An 18638-nucleotide genomic window follows, 5' to 3' on the forward strand; every position below is an offset into this window, starting at 1 on the left:
GCCGACCAGGAGTGACGAGCGCGGAGGCCATCGATGAGCAGTGCACAGATCCGGATCGACCTCGGTGGGGTGCAGGAGACCCTTTTGTGGCCGTTGTATTGCCGTGCGGCCGAGGCGGCGAGGTCGGATGCCGTGTTGCGCGACGCCCGAGCGATCGAGCTCGTCGACTCGATCGATTACGCGTTCGCCGAGAGATTCGGCGACCCCGATGTGGTGTTCGCGCTGCGCGCTGCGTGTTTCGACGCGGCTGTGCGCGACTTCTTGGTCGAGAACCCGAAAGGGACCGTAGTGGCCCTGGGTGACGGTCTGGAGACTCAGTTCTGGCGTGTGGACAACGGTTCGGTGACGTGGCTGTCGATCGACCTCGATGTCCCAACCACGTTGCGGCGCAAATTGTTACCTGACGATGAGCGCAATCGGGCCATGGCGTGCTCCGCTCTGGACACGTCATGGTTCGACTCGGTGGATCCGAGCGACGGTGTCTTCATCACCGCTCAGGGGCTTTTCATGTATTTGGAAGGGTCCGAGGTCTTCGAGCTCATCCGCCGGTGTTCGGAGCAATTCCCCGGCGCAAGCATGATGTTCGATGCGGTACCGAAGTGGCTCACGAGAAGTTCCAGAAGTGGAACTCGGTTGTCACGCATGATGATGCGCGGTCGATCGGACGAGAACAGCTACGTGTTACCCCCCATGAGATGGGCGATGAGCGTCGACACGATTCGACGCAGACTGCTCGACCTTCCGGGCGTCGCCTCGACCGAGATTCGTAGCTTCCCACCCGGCCGCGGCTTTTCGATGGGGACCCTCTACCCGGCGGCCGTCACCGCGCCACTGGTGCGGAAGATCTGTCCCAGCAATGTTCTGGTGACGTTCGGGTCCTGAATCGGTGCAGGCAGCCTCGAAAGCCATTGTCGCGCCGCAATCGTGGAGACAGCGCGTCCACGGTGATGCTGTCGCCGATCTTCGGCCATGCAGCACACGCATGAGAGGTGCGTCATTGTCGGCGTTGTGCGTAGCGCAGAGGCAAGGCATCTTGTGATGGAGACGACATCCGCACGCCCCGAGCACATTCGGGCTGCGCAGACAACGGAACCGAGGAATGCAGTGAGCAGAATAGTGATCAGCGGTGCGTCGGGCGACCTCGGCCGACGCGTCACCAGTGGTCTTCTCGAGCGCGATCCCGACAGGGAACTCACCTTGGTGACCAGGTCACCTGCACATCTCCCTGCGCCCGCGCATGCCGTCTCGGTTCGCGCGGGTGACTACCAGGATCGATCGCTGCTGACCGAGGCTTACCGGGACGGCGACATCCTGTTCCTGATCAGTGGACTCAATCTGGGTCGACGGATCGACGAGCATCGGAACGCGATCGAGGCCGCGAAGGCGGCGGGGATCCGTCACATCGTCTACACCTCGGTCGGCGGGGTGCAACCCGGGAACCCCGCACTCTCTGCCATCGATCACCTCCAGACCGAGTCGGACCTGCGTTCGTGCGGAATCCCCGTCACCTTCCTCCGCAATCAGCTCTACGCCGAAATCGTCGCGGCGATCTGGCTCGCGCCGGCGGCCGAAGAGGGTGTCCTTCGGATGGCATGCGGACACGGATCGCTCGCGCCGGTGTCCAAGATCGACATCGCGAATGTCGCGGCGACGATTCTCGACGATCCGGACCAGCACCAGGGCGCGGTGTACGAGATCACCGGTCCGGAGTTGCTCACGATGACGGAGATCGCCGAACTCGGATCCGCGACCTGGGGTAGGCCCATCGCGTACGAACCCGTGTCCGCAGCGGACCGCCTCGCGTACTTCGACTCCGTTGGCTTGCCGAGGACTTACGACCCGACCATGCCGGCCAGCGCCGACGGCCACATGTGGGCCAGCGACGAATTGGTGTCGGCCGACCTCGCAGTGGCACTCGGTTACCAGAAGCTGCTGTCCGGACATGTCGAGCAGATCACCGGACGTCCGCCCGCCCCGCTGCGCTCGATTCTGCGGGAGCTCCGCGGTGTCCGGTACGACCAAATCGCTGCGTCCCGCTGACCGCAGCGGCCAGATGTCGAGCTCACACGGCGGACGTGTCGTGCTCGTCGACCGCGTGTCGAGCTGCGATGTACCCGAATGTCATTGCGGGTCCGATGTTGATGCCCCCGGAAGGGTAATGGCCTCCCATCACGCTGGACTGGTCCGAGCCCACTGCGTACAGACCGGCGATGGGTCGGTCGGTGCTGTCGAGCACCCGAGCGGCTGCGTCCGTGGTGATTCCAGCGAACGTTCCAAAACTCCCGGGCACGAGTTTGACGGCGTAGAACGGCCCTTTCTCGATCGGAGCCAGCGTGGGGTTGGGGAAGGGGTTGTCGGGGTCGCCGGAACCGCGATTGAACGGTGTGGCGCCGCGGTGAAATTCCTCGTCGACTCCCTTCCGCGCCCCTTCGTTGAACGTTGCCACCGTGCGTTCGATCTGCGCGGGATCGACGCCGCACTTCTCGGCGAGCTCCGCCAGTGTTCTGCCTCGGTGTAGGTAGCCCGACCGGACGTAGGGCCACACCGGTATCGGGCGCGGCTTGGACATGCCCAGGGGATACAACCGTTGAAATCTGTGGTCGCTCACCAGCCAGGAGCAGACTTCGTCTCCTTCGGGCACGGCGTCGAGCATCGCTGTCGTGTAGTCGTGGTATCCGTCGGCTTCGTTGACGAACCGTTTGCCCGATGCGAGGACGCCGATGACCCCGGGTTTTCCTCGGTCGAGGATGTGCGGGAACACCCCGGTGGCGCCGTTGCGGTAACGAACGAGCGAAACCGGACAGTAGGCCACGGGTGACGCCAGGGTTGTGTCCAGTCGGCCACCGACGGTCTCGGCGAGCGCGATGCCGTCGCCTGTGGTGGTGTCGGGGGCGAGTGTCCAGTGTTCCCGCCCGGTGGGGGTGCGAGGGAAGTACCTCTTTCGCATGGGGATGTTGTTCGGAAATCCGCCGGTGGCGAGTACGACTCCACGCGCAGCGGTGATCGTCATCGGTCCGGTGGGTGTGTCGATGCGTGCGCCGGTCACACGTCCGTCCGTATCGGTGAGGAGTGCACGCGCCGGGGAACCGACAAGTATGTCGACCCCGAGATCGTGTGCCGATGCGAGCAGTCGACCGATCAGGGCGGTGCCGTTGACGAGTTGCATTCCTTTGCGGGCGGTGGCCAAGTCGAGGATGTGGCGGGTGACTCGGCGTGCTGCGTGTGCGAAGGCCTTCGGTGAACGGGTGGCGTGCAGGAAGGCCTGCAGGTCAGGTCCTGCCATGATTCCCATTCCGAGGAAAGAAGTTTCGTACAGTTGCCATCGAAGCTTCGCGCGGACGTCGGCGGGAATTTTGTAGGCGTCGATCGGCTGCGGGGCGACGGAGCGGTGGCCCGTTCCGGCGCCAGGGGTGTCGCCGTGAATGTCCGCAATCTGTGTGCCGGCGACGAACTGCAGCTTGGTCTCGTTCTGGAAGAAGCCGACCATTTCTGGAGCGTTGCGCAAGAAGGCATCCACTTTGGCCGAGTCGTAGTTCGCCCCGAGTCGATTCCGGAGGTACGTGCGTGGCAGCTCGATGTCTTCGTCGACTCCGTCGGCAACCGCGAGTGGGTTTCGAGGCGCCCACATCCATCCACCCGACCATGCCGTTGCTCCGCCGCAGACGTCTGCTTTTTCCGCCACGACGACTTTCGCGCCGTGATGTGCTGCGGTGACGGCGGCTGCGAGACCGCCCGCTCCCGCGCCGATGACGAGAAGGTCACACGATTTTGTGTCGGTCATCGCTGCGCCTGTCCTGTCCACTTGTAAGACCACAGACTGGCGACGAGCGCTACGGTGCACGCGGCGGCGAGCAAGATCGCCACTGGGGTGTAGCTACCGCTGCCGTCGATCAGAGCGGTTGCGATCAGCGGAACGAACCCGCCTACCGCGCCTGCTACGGCGTAGCCGAATCCTGCTCCGCTATAACGAATTCGAGCGTCGAACATGTCGGTGAACCAAGTCTGCTGCACCGATGCGGAGATGTTGTGTCCGAGGTTGATGAGGAGGAAGAAGCCGAGAATCATCATCGGCATCGAGCCGTGCTCGAGTGCTGAGAAGAACGGAACTCCTGCCGCGGCCGCACACACCGGTCCGACGACGTAGAACCAGCGCGAACCGAATCGGTCTGCGAGCGTTCCCCACAGCGCTGTGGCAGGCACGGCGAGAGCGAGAGCGACCATCGATGCAGTGAGCACGCTGCTGGGGGGAGTGTCGGTGTAGTTCTTGACATACACCAACGAAAAGGTGAAACCCAGGTAGAACGTGCATTGATCGACCAAACGCATCCCGATGATTGCCAAGATTTGCTTGGGGCTGGTCCGCAGCGCCTCGATCAGCGGCGCGCTCTGCTTCTTCTGCGCCGCTTCGAGTTTCACGAACTCTTTCGATTCGGGCACACCGCTTCGGATCCACAGTCCGACGAGGGCGAAGGCAATGGAGACGAGGAAAGGAATCCGCCACCCCCAGGCTTCGAACTGCTGCTCGTCGGTGAGCGTGGTAACCAGCGAGAAGGCGAGCGTTCCGAGCAACAGGCCGAGGAACGACCCGATCTGGACTCCGCTGGCAAGGAAGTTTCTCTTGTGCTTGGGAGCGTTCTCCACTGCCATCAAGGCAGCGCCGCCCCACTCGCCTCCCACCGCGATACCTTGAATCGCTCGTAGAGTCACCAGCAGAACAGGTGCGGCAATACCGATGGCGGCGTACGTCGGCAGGAGTCCGATGGCCGTACTGGCCAGGCCCATGATCAAGATCGTGATCACCAGCATCTTGCGTCGCCCGACGCGGTCACCGAAGTGACCGAATATCGCGCCGCCGATCGGCCGGAACACGAAGCCCACCGCGAACGAACCCAAGGATGCGAGCGTTGCCGCCGTCGGATTTGCCGACGGGAAGAACAGTGGCCCGAACACCAGGGCGGCGGCGGTGCCGTACAGGAAGAAGTCGTACCAATCGACGATGGCGCCGACCGTGCTTGCCATCGCTGCGCGACGTGATCCGCCCCCGAGGGGTGCGGACGACGCGGCGACGGGGCTCGATGCGAACGGGCTCGAATCGGGTTCGGGTACAGGCGGTTTCAGAGTTGACATTCTCGGGCCCTCTCGGTGACGGCGATCGACGTGATCAGGAATGTTGCGAAGTACGCGGTGTGATGTTTCAATGACTACGTAGTCATTTGTGATCCACAGCATAAGTACATCCAGCGCGAACCGTCAACTCCCACCCACGATCTATCCGAAGGACCGTTCATGCACCGACCGATAGGACTGGCACATCTGTCCGCGCTCTCTCTACCTCCGCACGAATTGGTCAGCGCAGCTGCACAAGTCGGATACTCATCCGTCGGTGTTCGGGTCCATCCGGCCACCGCGTCGGAAGAGCAATACCCGATGACAGCGCATTCGTCGATGTCGCGGCGGACACGGACCACACTCGCAGACACTGGACTGAGAGTGTTCGATGTCGAGGTCTTCACCCTTGACGGGGCACGAGGCCCCGATCAATGGATGCCGGTGCTGGAAGCGGGCGCGTTTCTCGGCGCCGACGTCCTCAACGTCATCGGCGGCGACCCAGAGCGAAATCGTCTGCTCGACAGTCTGGCGCACCTGGTTCATGACGCAGCGCAGTTCGGTATCGCCGCCTCGATCGAACCGATTTCGTATCAGCACGTCGACACCTTCACCGACGCCGCGGCCGTCGCACGACACACTGGGTGCGCGATCATGCTGGACGTCCTGCACTTCGTGCGTGCCGGAGGAACCATCTCCGACCTCGAGGCAGCACCCGGCGGCGCCGTCCGCGTCATCCAACTCTGCGACGGACCGCCGACCGTCCCCGCGCTGCCGAATCCGCACACCATGCCACTGGGACAGGACACCAACGGCTCACCTCGCCAGATCGAGTCTCGGGCCAAGCGCCTCGTTCCGTCTACCGGATCCTTTCCCCTGGTCGATATTCTGCGGGCACTACCGGGTGTGCCAATCAGCGTCGAGGTCCCCGACGTCGATTTCGTCGAAACCCACGGTGCCGGGGCGCATCTCACACGATTGTTCACCGCGACGAGCGAGCTCGTCGCATCCGCCGACCACGACTCCATGGAGATTTCACGATGAGCGCACCGCAGACTGCTACCGAGCTTCTGCCGACCACGGCAGACCCATCGACCTGCTACCCGGAACGCTTTCGCGGCCGCACGGTCCTCGTCACCGGCGCCGCCGGAGGCTTGGGATCGGTTACGGCCGACCGTCTCGAACGTGAAGGCGCAACGGTAGTTCGCACCGACGTTGCCGGCGGCACGCAGGGCGACCACACCATCACAGCACTCGACGTCACCGACAGGGATTCGTGGAACCGCGCGCTCGACGACATCATGTCGACGCACGGCCGACTCGATGCTGCCCTCTTCGCGCACGGAATCCAAGGGCCCGAAACGCCGCTCACCGAAATGTCGTTCGACGGCTGGGCGAAAACTCTGAGTGTCAATCTCGACGGCTGCTTCCACGGACTGGCCGCAATTCTTCCCCTGATGACATCACGCGGATACGGACGGGTGACGATCCTGTCGTCGATCTCGGCGCGAGAGGGAAACCCGCACCAAGGCGCCTACTCCGCATCCAAAGCGGGGGTCGTGTCCTTGGTGAAAACAGCAGCGAAAGAGGTTGCTACACGCAATGTTACGGTCAACGCCATCGCACCATCGATGATGGACACACCCATGCTGGCCGACCTCAGCCCCGAACGCAACGCCGCGCTCCTGGCCCGAGTACCGATGGGCAGGGTAGGAAGCACGGCGGAGTTCTCTGCCCTGGCCACATGGTTGCTGTCGACCGAAGCCAGTTACGTGACGGGACAAACCCTGGACCTCAGCGGAGGCCGCAACACGGCCTGATACCCGCCGCAGTCGATGTTCTCGGCCGACCACACTGCGCACGGTAGTGTCTCCGGTGTGGTGACCAGCGTCGACCTAGCCGCTCACCTCGGCCTGAGTCAAACCACGGTCTCGCGGGTCATGCGGGGTGATCCTGCGGTCTCCGAACGCACCACGAAACGAGTTCTGGAAGCGGCCCGTCAACTGGGCTATGTACCCAACTCGGCGGCCCGAAGTCTCGTCACGCGGCGCGCCCGTGCCGTTGGGGTGGTCGTAGCAGACCTCAGGTCACCGTTCTACCCGACGGTCGTCGACGCGATCCAACATCGTCTCGCCGAACGCGGATACCGAATGGCCCTCATCCGAGACCCCGACGACGCCGACGGTATCGACAGCGTCGACGTGCTCGATCCTGCGACCGTTGACGGAATGATATTCGTATCAGCACGACAGAACTCGCTCACCGTCCGCAAAGTGTTGGCGCGCAACACACCTGTGGTGCTTCTCAGTCGAGACGACCCTACGCTCGATCTCGAAGTCGTGTTGTCCGACGATGTCGGTTCCGGCGAACTGGTCGCCGAACATCTCACCGCTTTGGGACATCGGGACATCGCCATCCTCTCCGTCCCGCGCGACCGCACGAACGGAGCCGCACGTGAAGACGGCGCATTGCAAGCCCTCGCCCGTCGCGGAATCGGTGTCCCCAGCGAGTACATCAAGCGAGCCACGATGACCCATTCACACGGAGTGGAGATGGCGACGACGCTACTGACGCTTCCGAAGCCGCCCACCGCAATGTACTGCGTCACGGACGAACTGGCGTTCGCTGCACTCGATGCGGCGTCCAGAATGGCTGTCGCGGTGCCAGGTGAGTTGTCGATCATCGGCTTCGACGATTCCCCACAGTCGCAATGGGCGATGATCGATCTGACCACTGTTCACCAGCCCATAGACGACATGGCAGCGGAAGCTGTGCGCCTCCTTCTCGCACGGTTGGACGACGACGCGCCCGAGAAGCCGGGGCCGCGAGTATTTCCCGTCAGCCTCGTTGTTCGTGGAACCACAGGCCCCGTCTTCCACCGCACGTGAAGTCGACTCGGTCAACGGGCCGCCACGACCATCGAGTCGTGAACGAGGTCGCTCAGCAATTCCTGGACATGAGAACCGTCGGCGTGTCCGTACATGACCAGATCGGGACGGATCAGAACCACGTCGGCGCCGAGGCCATCGATCAAGGTGCCGTAGAAGCCGTCCACATCGCGTACCACGTCGCCGACAATCACCTGCTGAAGACCGATCGCATCGAGGTTGCTTCTCAACTCGTCGGACTGCCGTGCAAGCACGTCTTCGCGTGCTATCAAGACGAACCCGAACTCGAGTATGTCGTCGAATGGGGTTGTCGAATGATCTTTCTCGACTTTTCCCTGGCCGGGAACGGTACCCGCACCCGGTTGCAGTGATCCCGATGTGGTGCGGCGCAGCACTCCGGCAGTCAAAACGGGAAACTTGGGTTTCGGCGCCACGTTGAACCGGAACATCAAGTCGCGCAGTGTCGCAAGCACCCGATTGGTCGTGTTGGCAACTTTGCCCAGTGACCGCGATGCAAGCATGAGCTGCTTCGCGTGCGGTTTGCGCTCGAGCTCGTAGGTGTCCAGAAGTGACTCGTCGGCAACGCCGCGCACCACCAGATCCAACTTCCACGCGAGGTTGATCGCGTCGCGGATTCCCGAACATGCGCCTTGACCCATGTAGGGCGGGTTCGTGTGCGCTGCGTCGCCCACGAGAAAGACGTTGCCCTTACGCCATTGATTCGCCAGGCGACATTCGAACGTGTACACCAGATTTCGAATCAGTTCGACGTTCTCGGCATCGATGTCGTGGTACTGCTTCAACATGCGAAACGCCGCCTCGGGGGTATCCATGTCTTCCGTTTTTTCGTTGTCGAGCAATGCGAACTCGAAACGCTGACGTTTGCGGCCGATCGGTATGAACATGTAGCCGCGCGCGGGGTCGCACATTTGCACTGCATTGCTGTCGAACTTGGCCGGCAACGGGGCAAGGGGTTCGGTGTCCACGCACATCCACCGCTCGTTGAAGCCGAAGTCGTGGCGAGATATGCCCATCGCCTCGCGGACGAAACTGTTGGAGCCGTCCGATCCGACGAGGAAGCGCGAGCGGACACGGATGGTGCGGGGTTCGGTGCCGCGCTCGGAGTTGCGGCGACGTTCGGTTGCGGTGAGCACGGCGCCGGATTCGTCCTGCATCAGTCCGTCCGCTGTGTAACCGCGCAGAAGACGTACGTTCGGCGCCGCCTCGATCCGGTCGAGCAGCGCTCGCTCGATGTCGGGCTGATGCACGGCGAGGTGGTCGCTCCACAACATCTTGTGAGAGTTCCCCGCAGCCACGTCGAGAAGCATCTGGCCTTTGGTGTTGAACCACCCGTACTGCGGTGTCGTCCACGAGTCCCTGAGCGCCTCCTCGGCGTCGCACGCATAGCTCAGTAACCGGGCTGTCTCCCCGTCGATGTGAGTCAGGCGCGGCTTGCCGTACAGCTCCGGCCAACGCTCCACCACGGCAACGCTGTGCCCCTGCTGACCGAGCAGCGATGCCAGCGTCAGCCCGGAAGGACCGAGTCCGACGATTGTGATGTCCGCGTCGACATCGGTTGGTTCTGTGGTCGTGTCGTTCTGCTCTTCGGGGGTGGACTCTTCGGGGGTGGACAAGTCGGCGATCTCGCGTCCGTGCTGCAGTTGTTCGGCAAACCAGTCGCTCACCATCTCGTTGCGTTCGATGCTGTGGTTGTAGACGGTGTGTTCGCCGTCGGGCCAGAACATCGTCGATCGTCTGTCGTCCGTCGTGAGGAGAAGAAAGGCATCCTGCTCCTTCGTGCCGACAAGCGGATCTGCCCCTCCTCCGACGACGAGCACAGCACCATCGACACGCTGGACCGACGGAACGATCGCGAAATTGTCCAGTGTCAGAGCCAACTCGTCGTCGTCGGTCGTCCCGAAGAGGGGGTACATCGATTCCCGTGCGGTTCTGAACCGGGGAACCACAGGTGACGACGGTGCTCCGTTCACACACAGCGCGTGTACCCGAGAGTCGGCGATCGCGATGTTGGCTGCAAACAACCCACCGAAGCTGTTGCCCCACACTCCTATCGAACTGCCCGTGACAGAGACGAGGTGATCGACGAAGTAGGAAAAGATGCTCGATGTCCGGTGGCTCAGTGTCATTCCGGTGTCGATGCGAGTCAAGCCCTGCCCGGGGCCCTCGGCAAGTACGACGTGGAACCCGCGGGCCGCCAGGGTCTGCGCCTGACCGAGATAGACACTGCCCCAACCTGTCAGGCCCCCCACGATGAGTACGCCGCCGATCGCGGCACCTGTCGGTGCCACTTCCCAGCCGTAGATCTTTCCCGTGGGTGTGTCCAATACCAGTTGTCGAATTTCGCGGTGCGTCGCGCAGTGGGACGACATCGCTTGTTGCGCTGCATGATAGAGCTCCTTTTTGCGCCCCGCGTCGTCGTTGAGCGGTAATTGGGCGCACTGCAGAAGTGCGGAGACTGCGCTCCAATCGACCTCGCCGGACAGCGGGTTGTCGGCTTGGAGTTGGCGGGCGTGCGCTTCACACACGTCGTCCCACGATCGGTCTGTGCTTTCGCTGGTCTCCCGGTGAACGATTTCGGCCGTGGCCAGCGCTACGCCGTAGTCGACCATTCTGGTCACGGGTATTGCTCGGCGGATTGCATCGAGTTGTTTGACGCGATCGCTGTCCATGATCGGTTACCTCTTCGTTGGCGTCGGCGTCGGTGCCGACGCGGTGCAACTGAGTATCGTGGCCTGCATCACATCCGTCTACAAGAAATTGGGCGAGAACAGTTATCGTGATTCGCGATGACAGATATGGATTTGAATTTGCTCCGGCTGTTGGTCGCTCTGAACCGGACGCGGCACGTCGGAAGAGCAGCCGAAGCGCTGGGGATGAGCCAGTCCGGCTTCAGCACGGCCTTTGGCCGTCTTCGCAAGCAACTCGGCGACGATCTGTTCGTTCGCACGTCGACAGGAATGAAACCGACGCCGCGCGCTGTCAACCTCGTCGAGTCCGCAGCGCCGGTCCTCGAACTGCTGGATTCCGAACTGTCCGGCTCGCGCCCTTTCGACCCCGCTGCGTCGACGGTCATGTTTCGGTTGTCGATGACCGAAGTGGCCGAGGTGGCGTTCCTGCCACGTTTGGTCGATGCAATGAGCGTGGAAGCTCCTGTTGCGACCCTTCACGTGACGTCGCCCATCTCCGGCAGGCTCTATGAGAACCTGACGTCCGGCGAGGTGGACCTGGCCATCGGTTCGTTCCCGGAGCTCGATCGCTCGAAGCTCCGTCGGGTGCAACTGTTCCGTCATCCCTACGCGTGCATGGTCCGACGTGATCATCCGGTGGTGACCGACGGACTCTCACTGGCGGCGTACGCACGGCTGCGACACGCGGTCGTTGCCAGTCCCACGCATTCCAACCGGGGCATCGACCGCGCACTCGATGCGCTGAAGGTCGAACGCGACATCGCCATCACGGTCGTGAATCACCTCAGCCTTCCATCGCTGATAAGCAACTCCGACCTCGTCTCGACCGTCCCGTTCTCCACTGCGCAGTACATGGCTCGATCGGGCGACCTCGAGGTGCTTGCGTTGCCGTTCGGACCTGTCGAATTCACGATCTCGCTGTACTGGCATCAACGCACCGACCGCGACCCCGCAGCAATGTGGCTGCGCGGCCGGATGCGTTCGCTCTTTCAGACCGATTGAGGCTCCAGCTACGTTGGCGCGCTGTTAACGCGTGCAAAGTGCGATGAAAAACCCGGTTCGTGCTTTATAGTGCACTCATGAGTGTTGTTGCCGAATCGTTGGCTCTCGCCATCGGCGCCCGAGTGCGCCGTGAGCGGCAGGCGCGGTCGTGGACACTCGATCGGCTTGCACTCTCCTCGGGGGTCAGTCGGCGCATGCTCGTGAGCGTCGAGCAGGGCTCCGCCAATCCGAGCATCGGCACACTCCTCAAACTCAGCGACGCGCTCGGAGTCGGTCTGCCCGCGTTGGTGGAGCCGCCCGTGGAGTCGCCGATTCGGGTGACTCGGCGCGGGCAGGGCGCGACCCTGTGGGAGGGCGCAGGGGGCGGCCGCGCGCAACTGATGGCCGGCACCACCTCACCGGACGTCATCGAACTGTGGGACTGGACGCTCGGTCCTGGCGACGAGCACCGAAGCGACCCGCATGCCGGCGGGACGCGCGAGTTGATCCATGTTCTGGACGGAACCGTCACGGTCGAGTGCGCCGACAGGTCGGAATGCCTGGCCACCGGTGACGCCATGAGTTTTCCCGGCGACGTCTCGCACGCGTACATCAACGGCTCCGCCATTCCAGCGCGATTCGCGCTCACCGTCTTCGAACCCGACGTCGGTCTTGCCTCCTCCACATCGCGAACGGACACGATCGATGCCTGACTCACTCGACCTCGACGCCATCGTGGCGAGCGCACACGTCGACCACGAGGTGTACGCACTGCGCCCCGACTATCGTGCGTTGCTCATTGCGGTCGACGGACTGGTCCCCGCCCCGAGTGATGCCGTCGGTGAAGCGCTCCTGGTCGAGGCCGAGTCCGCGGCGCGGGAACAGCTCTCGAGCACTGCGCCCGAACAGCTTCCACATGTTGCCGCGTGGCGCGAGGCCTATCGAGCATTCGGGGCCAAGCCGCAACGGACGCGGCCCAGCGTCGAGGCGCTCTTGCGCCGCACGAGTTCGGGACTGCCTCGCATCAACCGTCTCACCGACGTGTACAACGCGGTCTCTGTGTTGCACAACATTCCCATCGGCGGCGAGGACCTCACTCACTACGTAGGGGCGCCGCGGCTGGTGCGCGCCGTGGGCGACGAGCCGTTCGACACCACGAGCCAGGGCGAGCCGGCAACCGAGTTCCCCGAGCCGGGGGAGGTGGTGTGGCGCGACGACGACGGAGTGACGTGCCGGCGATGGAACTGGCGGCAGTGCAGCCGAACTCAGCTCACCGACAGCACGACCACAGCTCTGTTCATTCTCGACGCGCTCGCACCGATCACTCCGCAGTCCCTGTCGAACATCGGGGAACAACTGTGCGGCCATCTGTCTCGGCTCGGCACGGACGTCCGAATCGCGACACGACTTCTGTCCAGTGAACACCCGAAGGCCTGAGGATCGAGATGTTCGTTCAACCCTGGGACGCACCGATCGACGCGGGCGAGTGGCGCGCGTGGCTCGCAACGACCGACCGCTTCGGCACGCTCGTCGTCAACAACACCGACGCCACACTCGCCCCCGTTGTCGTCCCAACGCACTTCACCGTCTCCGGCGATGACGAGTTGCTCGTCCACCTCGCCAGACCGAACCCGATCTGGCCGCATTTGGCTGCTGCGCAACAGGTTCGACTGTCGATCATCGGTGACTACGCCTACGTCCCCGGTTACTGGCGCGCCAAGGACGGCATTCCGACGGAGCACGGCGTGCCGACGAGCTATTACGCCGCAGTGCAATTCGTGTGCCGACCCACTATCGTCGACGACCCGCAGGCGAAGGCGGATCTGCTGGCCGCGCAGCTGGCCGACTTCCAGCCCGAAGGTCGTCACGCCCCGCTCGTCCCCGGTGAACCACCCTAGGGCCGCATGCTGTCCGGCATTCGCGGAATTCGATTGACGGTGCTCGAGGTAGACGCCAAGTTCAAATTCGACGATGCGAAACCCGTCGACTTTCGCAGTCGCGTCAGCGCGCTGCTCGACGAGCGTGCGCACGGACTCGACGCGAGCGCAGCAACTCAGCAACGCCGACGGCTCGAGCGGATCGACGACTGGAACACATCGACACCGAACGGAACTGGACAACGATGACGACACGCACACCCGACGACAGGTCGACCAGAGCGGCCCTGCACCCGCAATCGTTGGCGATTCGAGCCGGCCGGGGGTCGGGCCAGGCGGGCGATCCGGTCAACGTCCCGATCGTGATGGCCTCGAACTTTCACGCAGCAGCGTCCGGAGAGCCGGGTGGTCGCGAGTACTCGCGCGACGATGGGACCGACGGGTGGTCAGCGCTCGAGGACGTCCTGGGCGCGCTCGAAGGCGGGATCGCCACCGCGTTTTCCTCCGGAATGGCTGCTGCAACAGCGGTATTGGACACCATGCCCGCGGGCTCGGTGATCGTCGCGCCGGACGGATGCTACGCAGGCGTGCTCGCCGGTCTAGCCGACGGACACGACAACGGTCGATGGACAGCGCGTTTCGTCGACATCACCGACACCGCGGCGGTATCGGCCGCGGTGGAGGACGCGGACATGGTCTGGATCGAGTCGCCCACCAATCCACTTCTCGGTGTTGCCGACGTTGCCGCAGTCGTCTCGGCAGCTCGCGCTGCCGGAGCGCTGGTGGCGTTCGACAACACCTTTGCGACGTCCTTGCGTCAGCGTCCGCTCGACCTCGGCGCAGATATCGTGGTGCACAGCGCCACGAAATTCGTCGGAGGCCATTCCGATCTCCTCCTCGGTGTGGCCGTGGCCAATGACCCTGCGCTGGTGGCGAAGCTGCGCCGCCGCCGTGAGGTCGGCGGCGCAACTCCCGGATCGCTCGAGGTCTTCCTGGCGCTCCGCGGCGTCCGCACCATGAGCCTGCGATTGTCGGAGAGCGAGCGCAGCGCTCGCGAATTGGCCTTTCGGCTGCAGCAATTGCCGGGTGTGACCCGTGTGCGCTACCCGGGACTTCCCGACGATCCCGGCCACGAGCGTGCTCGACGTCAGATGAGCGGTTTCGGTGCGATCCTGGCGTTCGAGCTACCCGACGCGGCCTCGGCGGACGCGGTGTGTGACGGCGTCGAGTTGGTGGTGTCGGCCACCAGCGTCGGCGGCGTCGAGAGCACCATCGAGCGCAGAGCCAAATTGCCGATGCAGGAACATGTTCCAGCGGGTCTACTCCGGTTGAGCGTCGGCTACGAGCATGTCGACGACCTGTGGAACGACCTCGAATCGGCGGTGCGACGGGCTACCGACCACCTCACGGTGCGTCCGTAGCACGCACGCGACGTTCGCGTCGGACGATCCGCCGACGCGGTGCGGCGTCGAAGGTAAGGTCAGGCACCATGCCGCACATCGCGATCGAGTACACCCGTAACCTGGCCGACGTTCTGGACGTGACCGCCGTGGTCGACTCCCTGCATTCGACCGCTCAGCGCCTGGGGGTCTTCCCGCATTGGGGCATAAGGACTTTCGCCACGGTCATCGACAAATCACGCGTCGCGGACGACGTGGTCGACGGGTCCAATGGATATGTCCACGTTCGTGTGAAGATCGCCGGCGGGCGTGCCAAGGAAACGGTGGGGCAGATAGTCGACGAGTTCCGCGAGGCGTTGTCGACGGCGCTCGCGGACGTGTGCGCATCCCGACCGGTGGGTTTTCAGCTCGAGGTCTTCGAGTTCGACCCGGCGACCACTCGGTCGGGTGGCAGCATACCGGGATCTCCGACGGCCTCGGCGCGACACTGACGTCGATCGGGCCGTCGATGCGATGAGGGTGTGTCCGGACAGGAATGATCGACAGCCGGCGCGGCGTGAACTACACCACGTCCTTGGCTCGGTCGATGCGCGCTGTGCATACCCGCCCGACGCGGGAGTGGACCTGACCGGGAACGAAAAAGTGCCCAATTGTCAACCCTGTTGTGACGGAAGTAACGTGACGAGCGTCTCAGACTCAAGCGAAAGGCGCTCACATGCAACAGGATTCGCTCCTCCTCGATTCGGAACCGAGTACGACGGACCCCCTCTTCTCGCCACTTGTGCTCAACACGACGCCCGTTCGCAATCGGTTCTACCTGCCGGCGATGCAGCGAGGATCACGCGGATACCGCCCCACGGCCGGGATGGCACAGACGTTGCGGACCACCGCCGAGCAGGGACCCGGAGTCATCATCACAGAGGGCGCCGCACCGGAGCATCCTGCCGGTTATTGGCAGCCCGCGTTCAGCATTCTGGGCCGCGAGACTGCCGACGACTGGGGTCTCGTGGTCCGCGAAGTGCTCGGCACGGGCGACGTCGTGGTGCTCATGCAACTGTGGCACCCGGGAGCTCTGCGCCTCGTTGTCGACGGGATCGAGAATCCCTACCCGGATCACCCCGCGTGGAGCCCGTCGGGTCTCATCCAGGAGGGCCGGCCCAACGGTGTCGCCATGACCCGCCAGGACCTGGAGGACACCAAGAATGCCTACGTGGACAGCGCCCGCATCGCGCAGAGCCTCGGGGCCCACGGGATCGAGTTGCACTGCGCCCACGGGTACCTTCTCGACCTGTTTCTCTGGCACGAAACCAACCTTCGCACAGACGTATACGGCGGAGCGACCCTCGCGGAGCGGGCCTCTTATCCCGCCGAGATCATCGCTGCGATCCGTGCCGCCACGAGTGAGGACTTCATCATCTCGGTGCGATTTTCGCAGTGGAAGGAAGTGGATTACGGGGCCCGGATCGCCCAGCACCCGGACGATCTGGGGCCGTTCCTGGAGCGGATGGAGCGCGCGGGTGCGAACGCGTTTCACATCTCGGCGCGACGATTCGATGCGGCTGGGTGGCCCGAACTGGACCCCCGCAAGAGCGTGGCGGCCTGGGTGAAGACCATGACCGACCTGCCGGTGATGACCATCGGAAGCGTCGGACTGTCCACCGACCTGGCAAGCGACGTCTTCGACAACAAGGATCCCCTCCTGCAGGTCGAGGACGACGTCGTTCGAGTGCGCGAGGGCTTGGCTCGAGGTGACTTCGACATGATCGGCGTCGGCCGCGCCCAGATCTCGAACCCCGACTTCGTCGATCGTGTTCGGCGCGGCGACTACGACGGGATGCGCGACTTCCGTAAGTACCGCGATCTCGCCGAGGCGTACGAAAGTTATTCGCACGAAGGGCAACTCGTCGATCAGTCGAGAAAGGGTGACTAGCGGATGACTTCTACCGAGCAACCCGACTACTGGTGGATGCACGGGCTTTTCGACCCGCCGCCGCGTCCCTCGGGATTCGAAGGTTCAGATCGAGACGAGTTCGACGTGATCGTCGTCGGAGCAGGAATGGCGGGAATGTGCACAGCCATCCTGGCGCACGACAGAGGAGCCGAGGTCGTCGTGCTCGAGGCGTCCGACGAGGTGGGCGGTACGACTTACAAGTCCGGCGGAGCGATGTGGATTCCGGACAACGCGATCATGCGCAGCCTCGGTTTGAGAGATGATCGAGACACGGTGCTGCAGTACATGATCAAGGTGGCGCACCCGGACAAGTTCGATGCTGACGCAGAGTTCTTCGGTGTCGAACCGTGGCAGTGGAACACAGTGACGGCGTTCTACGACAACGCAGCCCGAGCGATCGACGCGCTGGTGGACGCCGGCGCCTTCCACGTCACGTTGTGGCCCTCGTTCACCGAGCGCTACCCGGCCATTGTCAGCTACCACCCGGAGTTCGACGAATCCATTCAAGGGTTCTACCGCCACCTCGGGCCCGCCCGTGCGGACGGAACCTGTGGACCCGGCGCCGAGCTCGTCGACCAATTGGGAGCGGCGCTGCGCCGGCGCGGTATCGAGGTGCGCACCGCTCACCGGGTGCAGCGGCTGCTGCAAGACGACGACGGGGCAGCCGTGGGAGTCGGGGGAGACTGGGGAAACGTCTTCGCACGACGCGGCGTGGTGTTCGGCAGCGGAGGTTTCGCGCACAACGCTGACCTTGTGACCGAGTACTGGCGAGGCCCGCTCTACAGCAGCTGCGCTGTGTCGACCGCGCAGGGCGACCTGATTCCCATGGCACTGGACGCCGGCGCCGAACTCGCGCACATGCGTAACGGTTGGCTTTACGAGGACATCCTCGAGAAGGCTGCCGAGAATCGGGTGAATCAGGACAAGGGAATACCGGTTCCGCCCGGGGACAGCATGATCTACGTCGACCGCAACGGGCGAAGGGTCGTCAACGAGAAACTCGTCTATCAGGACCGCAACCGTGTTCTCTGGGAACGCGACGAGACCGGGGATTACCCGAATCGGGTGTTGTTCATGATCTACGACGATTATGTAGCGCACGACGAGAAGCCGACTCTGTTCTGGGACATGTTCCGTGCTCCCAAGCCGTACATCATCGAGGGGCGTACGTGGGACGAGTTGACTCGGCGAATTCGGGAGCGGTTGGCGAGTTTGACGTCGACCGTCGGCGACTTCGAGCTGGCTTCGGATTTCGCGGAACAACTGAGCGAGACGGTGCAGCGTTTCAACAAATTCGCCGAGGTGGGAGTCGACGACGATTTCCACAGGTGCGAGAACATGTCCGAATACGACTGGCACGGTATCGCCCGACCGGGCAACGACAAGAACCCCGGGATGTACCCGCTATCGGAGTCGGGACCGTACTACTGCGTCCTGATCTGCGGAATGGTGCTGGACACCAATGGCGGTCCCAAGACCGACGCCAACAGCCAATTGCTTCGAGAAGACGGCTCGGTCGTTCCCGGACTCTACGGAGCCGGAAACTGTGTCGCCTCTGTTGCGGGTGACGGTTATCTCTCGCTGGGGAGCACCCTCGGCCCGGCGGCGACATTCGCCTGTCTGGCTGCCGAGAGCGTTACTCGAGAACCGCTGCGCGACAACACAGCAGTGCGAGCTCGCATCGGTTCCAGGGCGACGACCGGCTGAACGGGAGTATTCGACCCCGA

At 63.6% G+C, this 18638-nt stretch carries 17 protein-coding genes; 14 read left to right on the forward strand and 3 right to left on the reverse strand.

The genetic code is table 11. From position 1 onward, the window contains the following. Positions 1 to 33 precede the first annotated feature (33 nt). Both AC59JP_RS12730 and AC59JP_RS12735 read left to right on the forward strand, forming a co-directional pair. Complete coding sequence (locus tag AC59JP_RS12730) at positions 34 to 882, forward strand: class I SAM-dependent methyltransferase (protein ID WP_497326130.1); 849 nt, start codon at positions 34 to 36, stop codon at positions 880 to 882. 222 nt (positions 883 to 1104) lie between these two features. Beyond that, positions 1105 to 2040, forward strand: a complete 936-nt coding sequence (locus AC59JP_RS12735; RefSeq protein WP_497326131.1) for an NmrA family NAD(P)-binding protein — start codon at positions 1105 to 1107, stop codon at positions 2038 to 2040. A gap of 22 nt (positions 2041 to 2062) precedes the next feature. Here AC59JP_RS12735 and AC59JP_RS12740 read toward each other — a convergent pair whose 3' ends face one another. Beyond that, on the reverse strand, positions 2063 to 3781 hold the full coding sequence (locus AC59JP_RS12740) for an FAD-dependent oxidoreductase (protein ID WP_497326132.1): 1719 nt from the start codon (positions 3779 to 3781) through the stop codon (positions 2063 to 2065). Beyond that, a complete protein-coding gene (locus tag AC59JP_RS12745; protein ID WP_497326133.1) occupies positions 3778 to 5127 on the reverse strand; it encodes an MFS transporter in 1350 nt (449 codons plus the stop codon). Before AC59JP_RS12745 ends, AC59JP_RS12740 begins: the two co-directional genes overlap by 4 nt. A gap of 159 nt (positions 5128 to 5286) precedes the next feature. Here AC59JP_RS12745 and AC59JP_RS12750 point away from each other — a divergent pair, with 159 nt between their 5' ends. From AC59JP_RS12750 to AC59JP_RS12760, 3 genes are read left to right on the forward strand one after another with little or no spacing between them, the layout of a single operon-like run. Then, positions 5287 to 6150, forward strand: a complete 864-nt coding sequence (locus AC59JP_RS12750; protein ID WP_497326134.1) for a sugar phosphate isomerase/epimerase family protein — start codon at positions 5287 to 5289, stop codon at positions 6148 to 6150. Then, entirely contained in the window at positions 6147 to 6926 is a 780-nt protein-coding gene (locus tag AC59JP_RS12755; protein ID WP_497326135.1) for an SDR family oxidoreductase, read from the forward strand. Before AC59JP_RS12750 ends, AC59JP_RS12755 begins: the two co-directional genes overlap by 4 nt. 57 nt (positions 6927 to 6983) lie before the next feature. Beyond that, complete coding sequence (locus AC59JP_RS12760) at positions 6984 to 7994, forward strand: LacI family DNA-binding transcriptional regulator (RefSeq protein WP_497326136.1); 1011 nt, start codon at positions 6984 to 6986, stop codon at positions 7992 to 7994. A gap of 11 nt (positions 7995 to 8005) precedes the next feature. Here the strand turns inward: AC59JP_RS12760 and AC59JP_RS12765 are convergent, their stop codons facing one another. Next, positions 8006 to 10624: a bifunctional 3-(3-hydroxy-phenyl)propionate/3-hydroxycinnamic acid hydroxylase gene (locus tag AC59JP_RS12765; protein WP_497326495.1), complete on the reverse strand. Its 2619-nt coding sequence runs from the start codon at positions 10622 to 10624 to the stop codon at positions 8006 to 8008. Between the two features lie 177 nt (positions 10625 to 10801). Between AC59JP_RS12765 and AC59JP_RS12770 the strand changes: the two genes are divergently transcribed. The 9 genes from AC59JP_RS12770 to AC59JP_RS12810 all read left to right on the forward strand — a co-directional run bounded on the left by AC59JP_RS12770 (position 10802) and on the right by AC59JP_RS12810 (position 18618). Beyond that, entirely contained in the window at positions 10802 to 11704 is a 903-nt protein-coding gene (locus AC59JP_RS12770) for a LysR family transcriptional regulator (RefSeq protein ID WP_497326137.1), read from the forward strand. A gap of 77 nt (positions 11705 to 11781) precedes the next feature. After that, the gene (locus AC59JP_RS12775) at positions 11782 to 12396 is read left to right on the forward strand and encodes a helix-turn-helix domain-containing protein (RefSeq protein WP_497326138.1); all 615 of its coding nucleotides are present in this window, start codon (positions 11782 to 11784) and stop codon (positions 12394 to 12396) included. Further along, a complete protein-coding gene (locus AC59JP_RS12780) occupies positions 12389 to 13120 on the forward strand; it encodes a B3/B4 domain-containing protein (protein WP_497326139.1) in 732 nt (243 codons plus the stop codon). The genes AC59JP_RS12775 and AC59JP_RS12780 overlap by 8 nt, the downstream gene beginning before the upstream one ends. Before the next feature lie 8 nt (positions 13121 to 13128). Next, positions 13129 to 13581 (forward strand): FMN-binding negative transcriptional regulator, encoded by a 453-nt coding sequence (locus AC59JP_RS12785; RefSeq protein ID WP_497326140.1) that lies wholly within the window; start codon positions 13129 to 13131, stop codon positions 13579 to 13581. Positions 13582 to 13587: 6 nt separating this feature from the next. Beyond that, positions 13588 to 13809 carry a hypothetical protein gene (locus AC59JP_RS12790; protein WP_497326141.1) on the forward strand — a complete coding sequence of 74 codons (222 nt, stop codon included), beginning with the start codon at positions 13588 to 13590 and terminating at the stop codon, positions 13807 to 13809. Beyond that, positions 13806 to 14981 carry a trans-sulfuration enzyme family protein gene (locus AC59JP_RS12795; protein WP_497326142.1) on the forward strand — a complete coding sequence of 392 codons (1176 nt, stop codon included), beginning with the start codon at positions 13806 to 13808 and terminating at the stop codon, positions 14979 to 14981. The genes AC59JP_RS12790 and AC59JP_RS12795 overlap by 4 nt, the downstream gene beginning before the upstream one ends. A gap of 68 nt (positions 14982 to 15049) precedes the next feature. Continuing rightward, complete coding sequence (locus AC59JP_RS12800; RefSeq protein WP_497326143.1) at positions 15050 to 15451, forward strand: hypothetical protein; 402 nt, start codon at positions 15050 to 15052, stop codon at positions 15449 to 15451. Positions 15452 to 15675: 224 nt separating this feature from the next. Next, entirely contained in the window at positions 15676 to 16890 is a 1215-nt protein-coding gene (locus AC59JP_RS12805) for an oxidoreductase (protein ID WP_497326144.1), read from the forward strand. A 3-nt stretch (positions 16891 to 16893) separates the two neighbouring features. After that, positions 16894 to 18618 (forward strand): FAD-dependent oxidoreductase, encoded by a 1725-nt coding sequence (locus AC59JP_RS12810; protein WP_497326145.1) that lies wholly within the window; start codon positions 16894 to 16896, stop codon positions 18616 to 18618. Positions 18619 to 18638: the final 20 nt, after the last annotated feature.

Source organism: Rhodococcus sp. 320_ES, assembly GCF_059691855.1.

Coding starts and splice junctions, on each gene's coding strand:
- AC59JP_RS12800 (WP_497326143.1), top strand. CDS start 15,050: ATGCCGCACATCGCGATCGAGTACACCCGTAACCTGGCCGACGTTCTG.
- AC59JP_RS12780 (WP_497326139.1), top strand. CDS start 12,389: ATGCCTGACTCACTCGACCTCGACGCCATCGTGGCGAGCGCACACGTC.
- AC59JP_RS12745 (WP_497326133.1), bottom strand. CDS start 5,127: ATGTCAACTCTGAAACCGCCTGTACCCGAACCCGATTCGAGCCCGTTC.
- AC59JP_RS12805 (WP_497326144.1), top strand. CDS start 15,676: ATGCAACAGGATTCGCTCCTCCTCGATTCGGAACCGAGTACGACGGAC.
- AC59JP_RS12740 (WP_497326132.1), bottom strand. CDS start 3,781: ATGACCGACACAAAATCGTGTGACCTTCTCGTCATCGGCGCGGGAGCG.
- AC59JP_RS12795 (WP_497326142.1), top strand. CDS start 13,806: ATGACGACACGCACACCCGACGACAGGTCGACCAGAGCGGCCCTGCAC.
- AC59JP_RS12785 (WP_497326140.1), top strand. CDS start 13,129: ATGTTCGTTCAACCCTGGGACGCACCGATCGACGCGGGCGAGTGGCGC.
- AC59JP_RS12770 (WP_497326137.1), top strand. CDS start 10,802: ATGACAGATATGGATTTGAATTTGCTCCGGCTGTTGGTCGCTCTGAAC.
- AC59JP_RS12775 (WP_497326138.1), top strand. CDS start 11,782: ATGAGTGTTGTTGCCGAATCGTTGGCTCTCGCCATCGGCGCCCGAGTG.
- AC59JP_RS12755 (WP_497326135.1), top strand. CDS start 6,147: ATGAGCGCACCGCAGACTGCTACCGAGCTTCTGCCGACCACGGCAGAC.
- AC59JP_RS12810 (WP_497326145.1), top strand. CDS start 16,894: ATGACTTCTACCGAGCAACCCGACTACTGGTGGATGCACGGGCTTTTC.
- AC59JP_RS12750 (WP_497326134.1), top strand. CDS start 5,287: ATGCACCGACCGATAGGACTGGCACATCTGTCCGCGCTCTCTCTACCT.
- AC59JP_RS12765 (WP_497326495.1), bottom strand. CDS start 10,624: ATGGTCGACTACGGCGTAGCGCTGGCCACGGCCGAAATCGTTCACCGG.
- AC59JP_RS12790 (WP_497326141.1), top strand. CDS start 13,588: ATGCTGTCCGGCATTCGCGGAATTCGATTGACGGTGCTCGAGGTAGAC.
- AC59JP_RS12730 (WP_497326130.1), top strand. CDS start 34: ATGAGCAGTGCACAGATCCGGATCGACCTCGGTGGGGTGCAGGAGACC.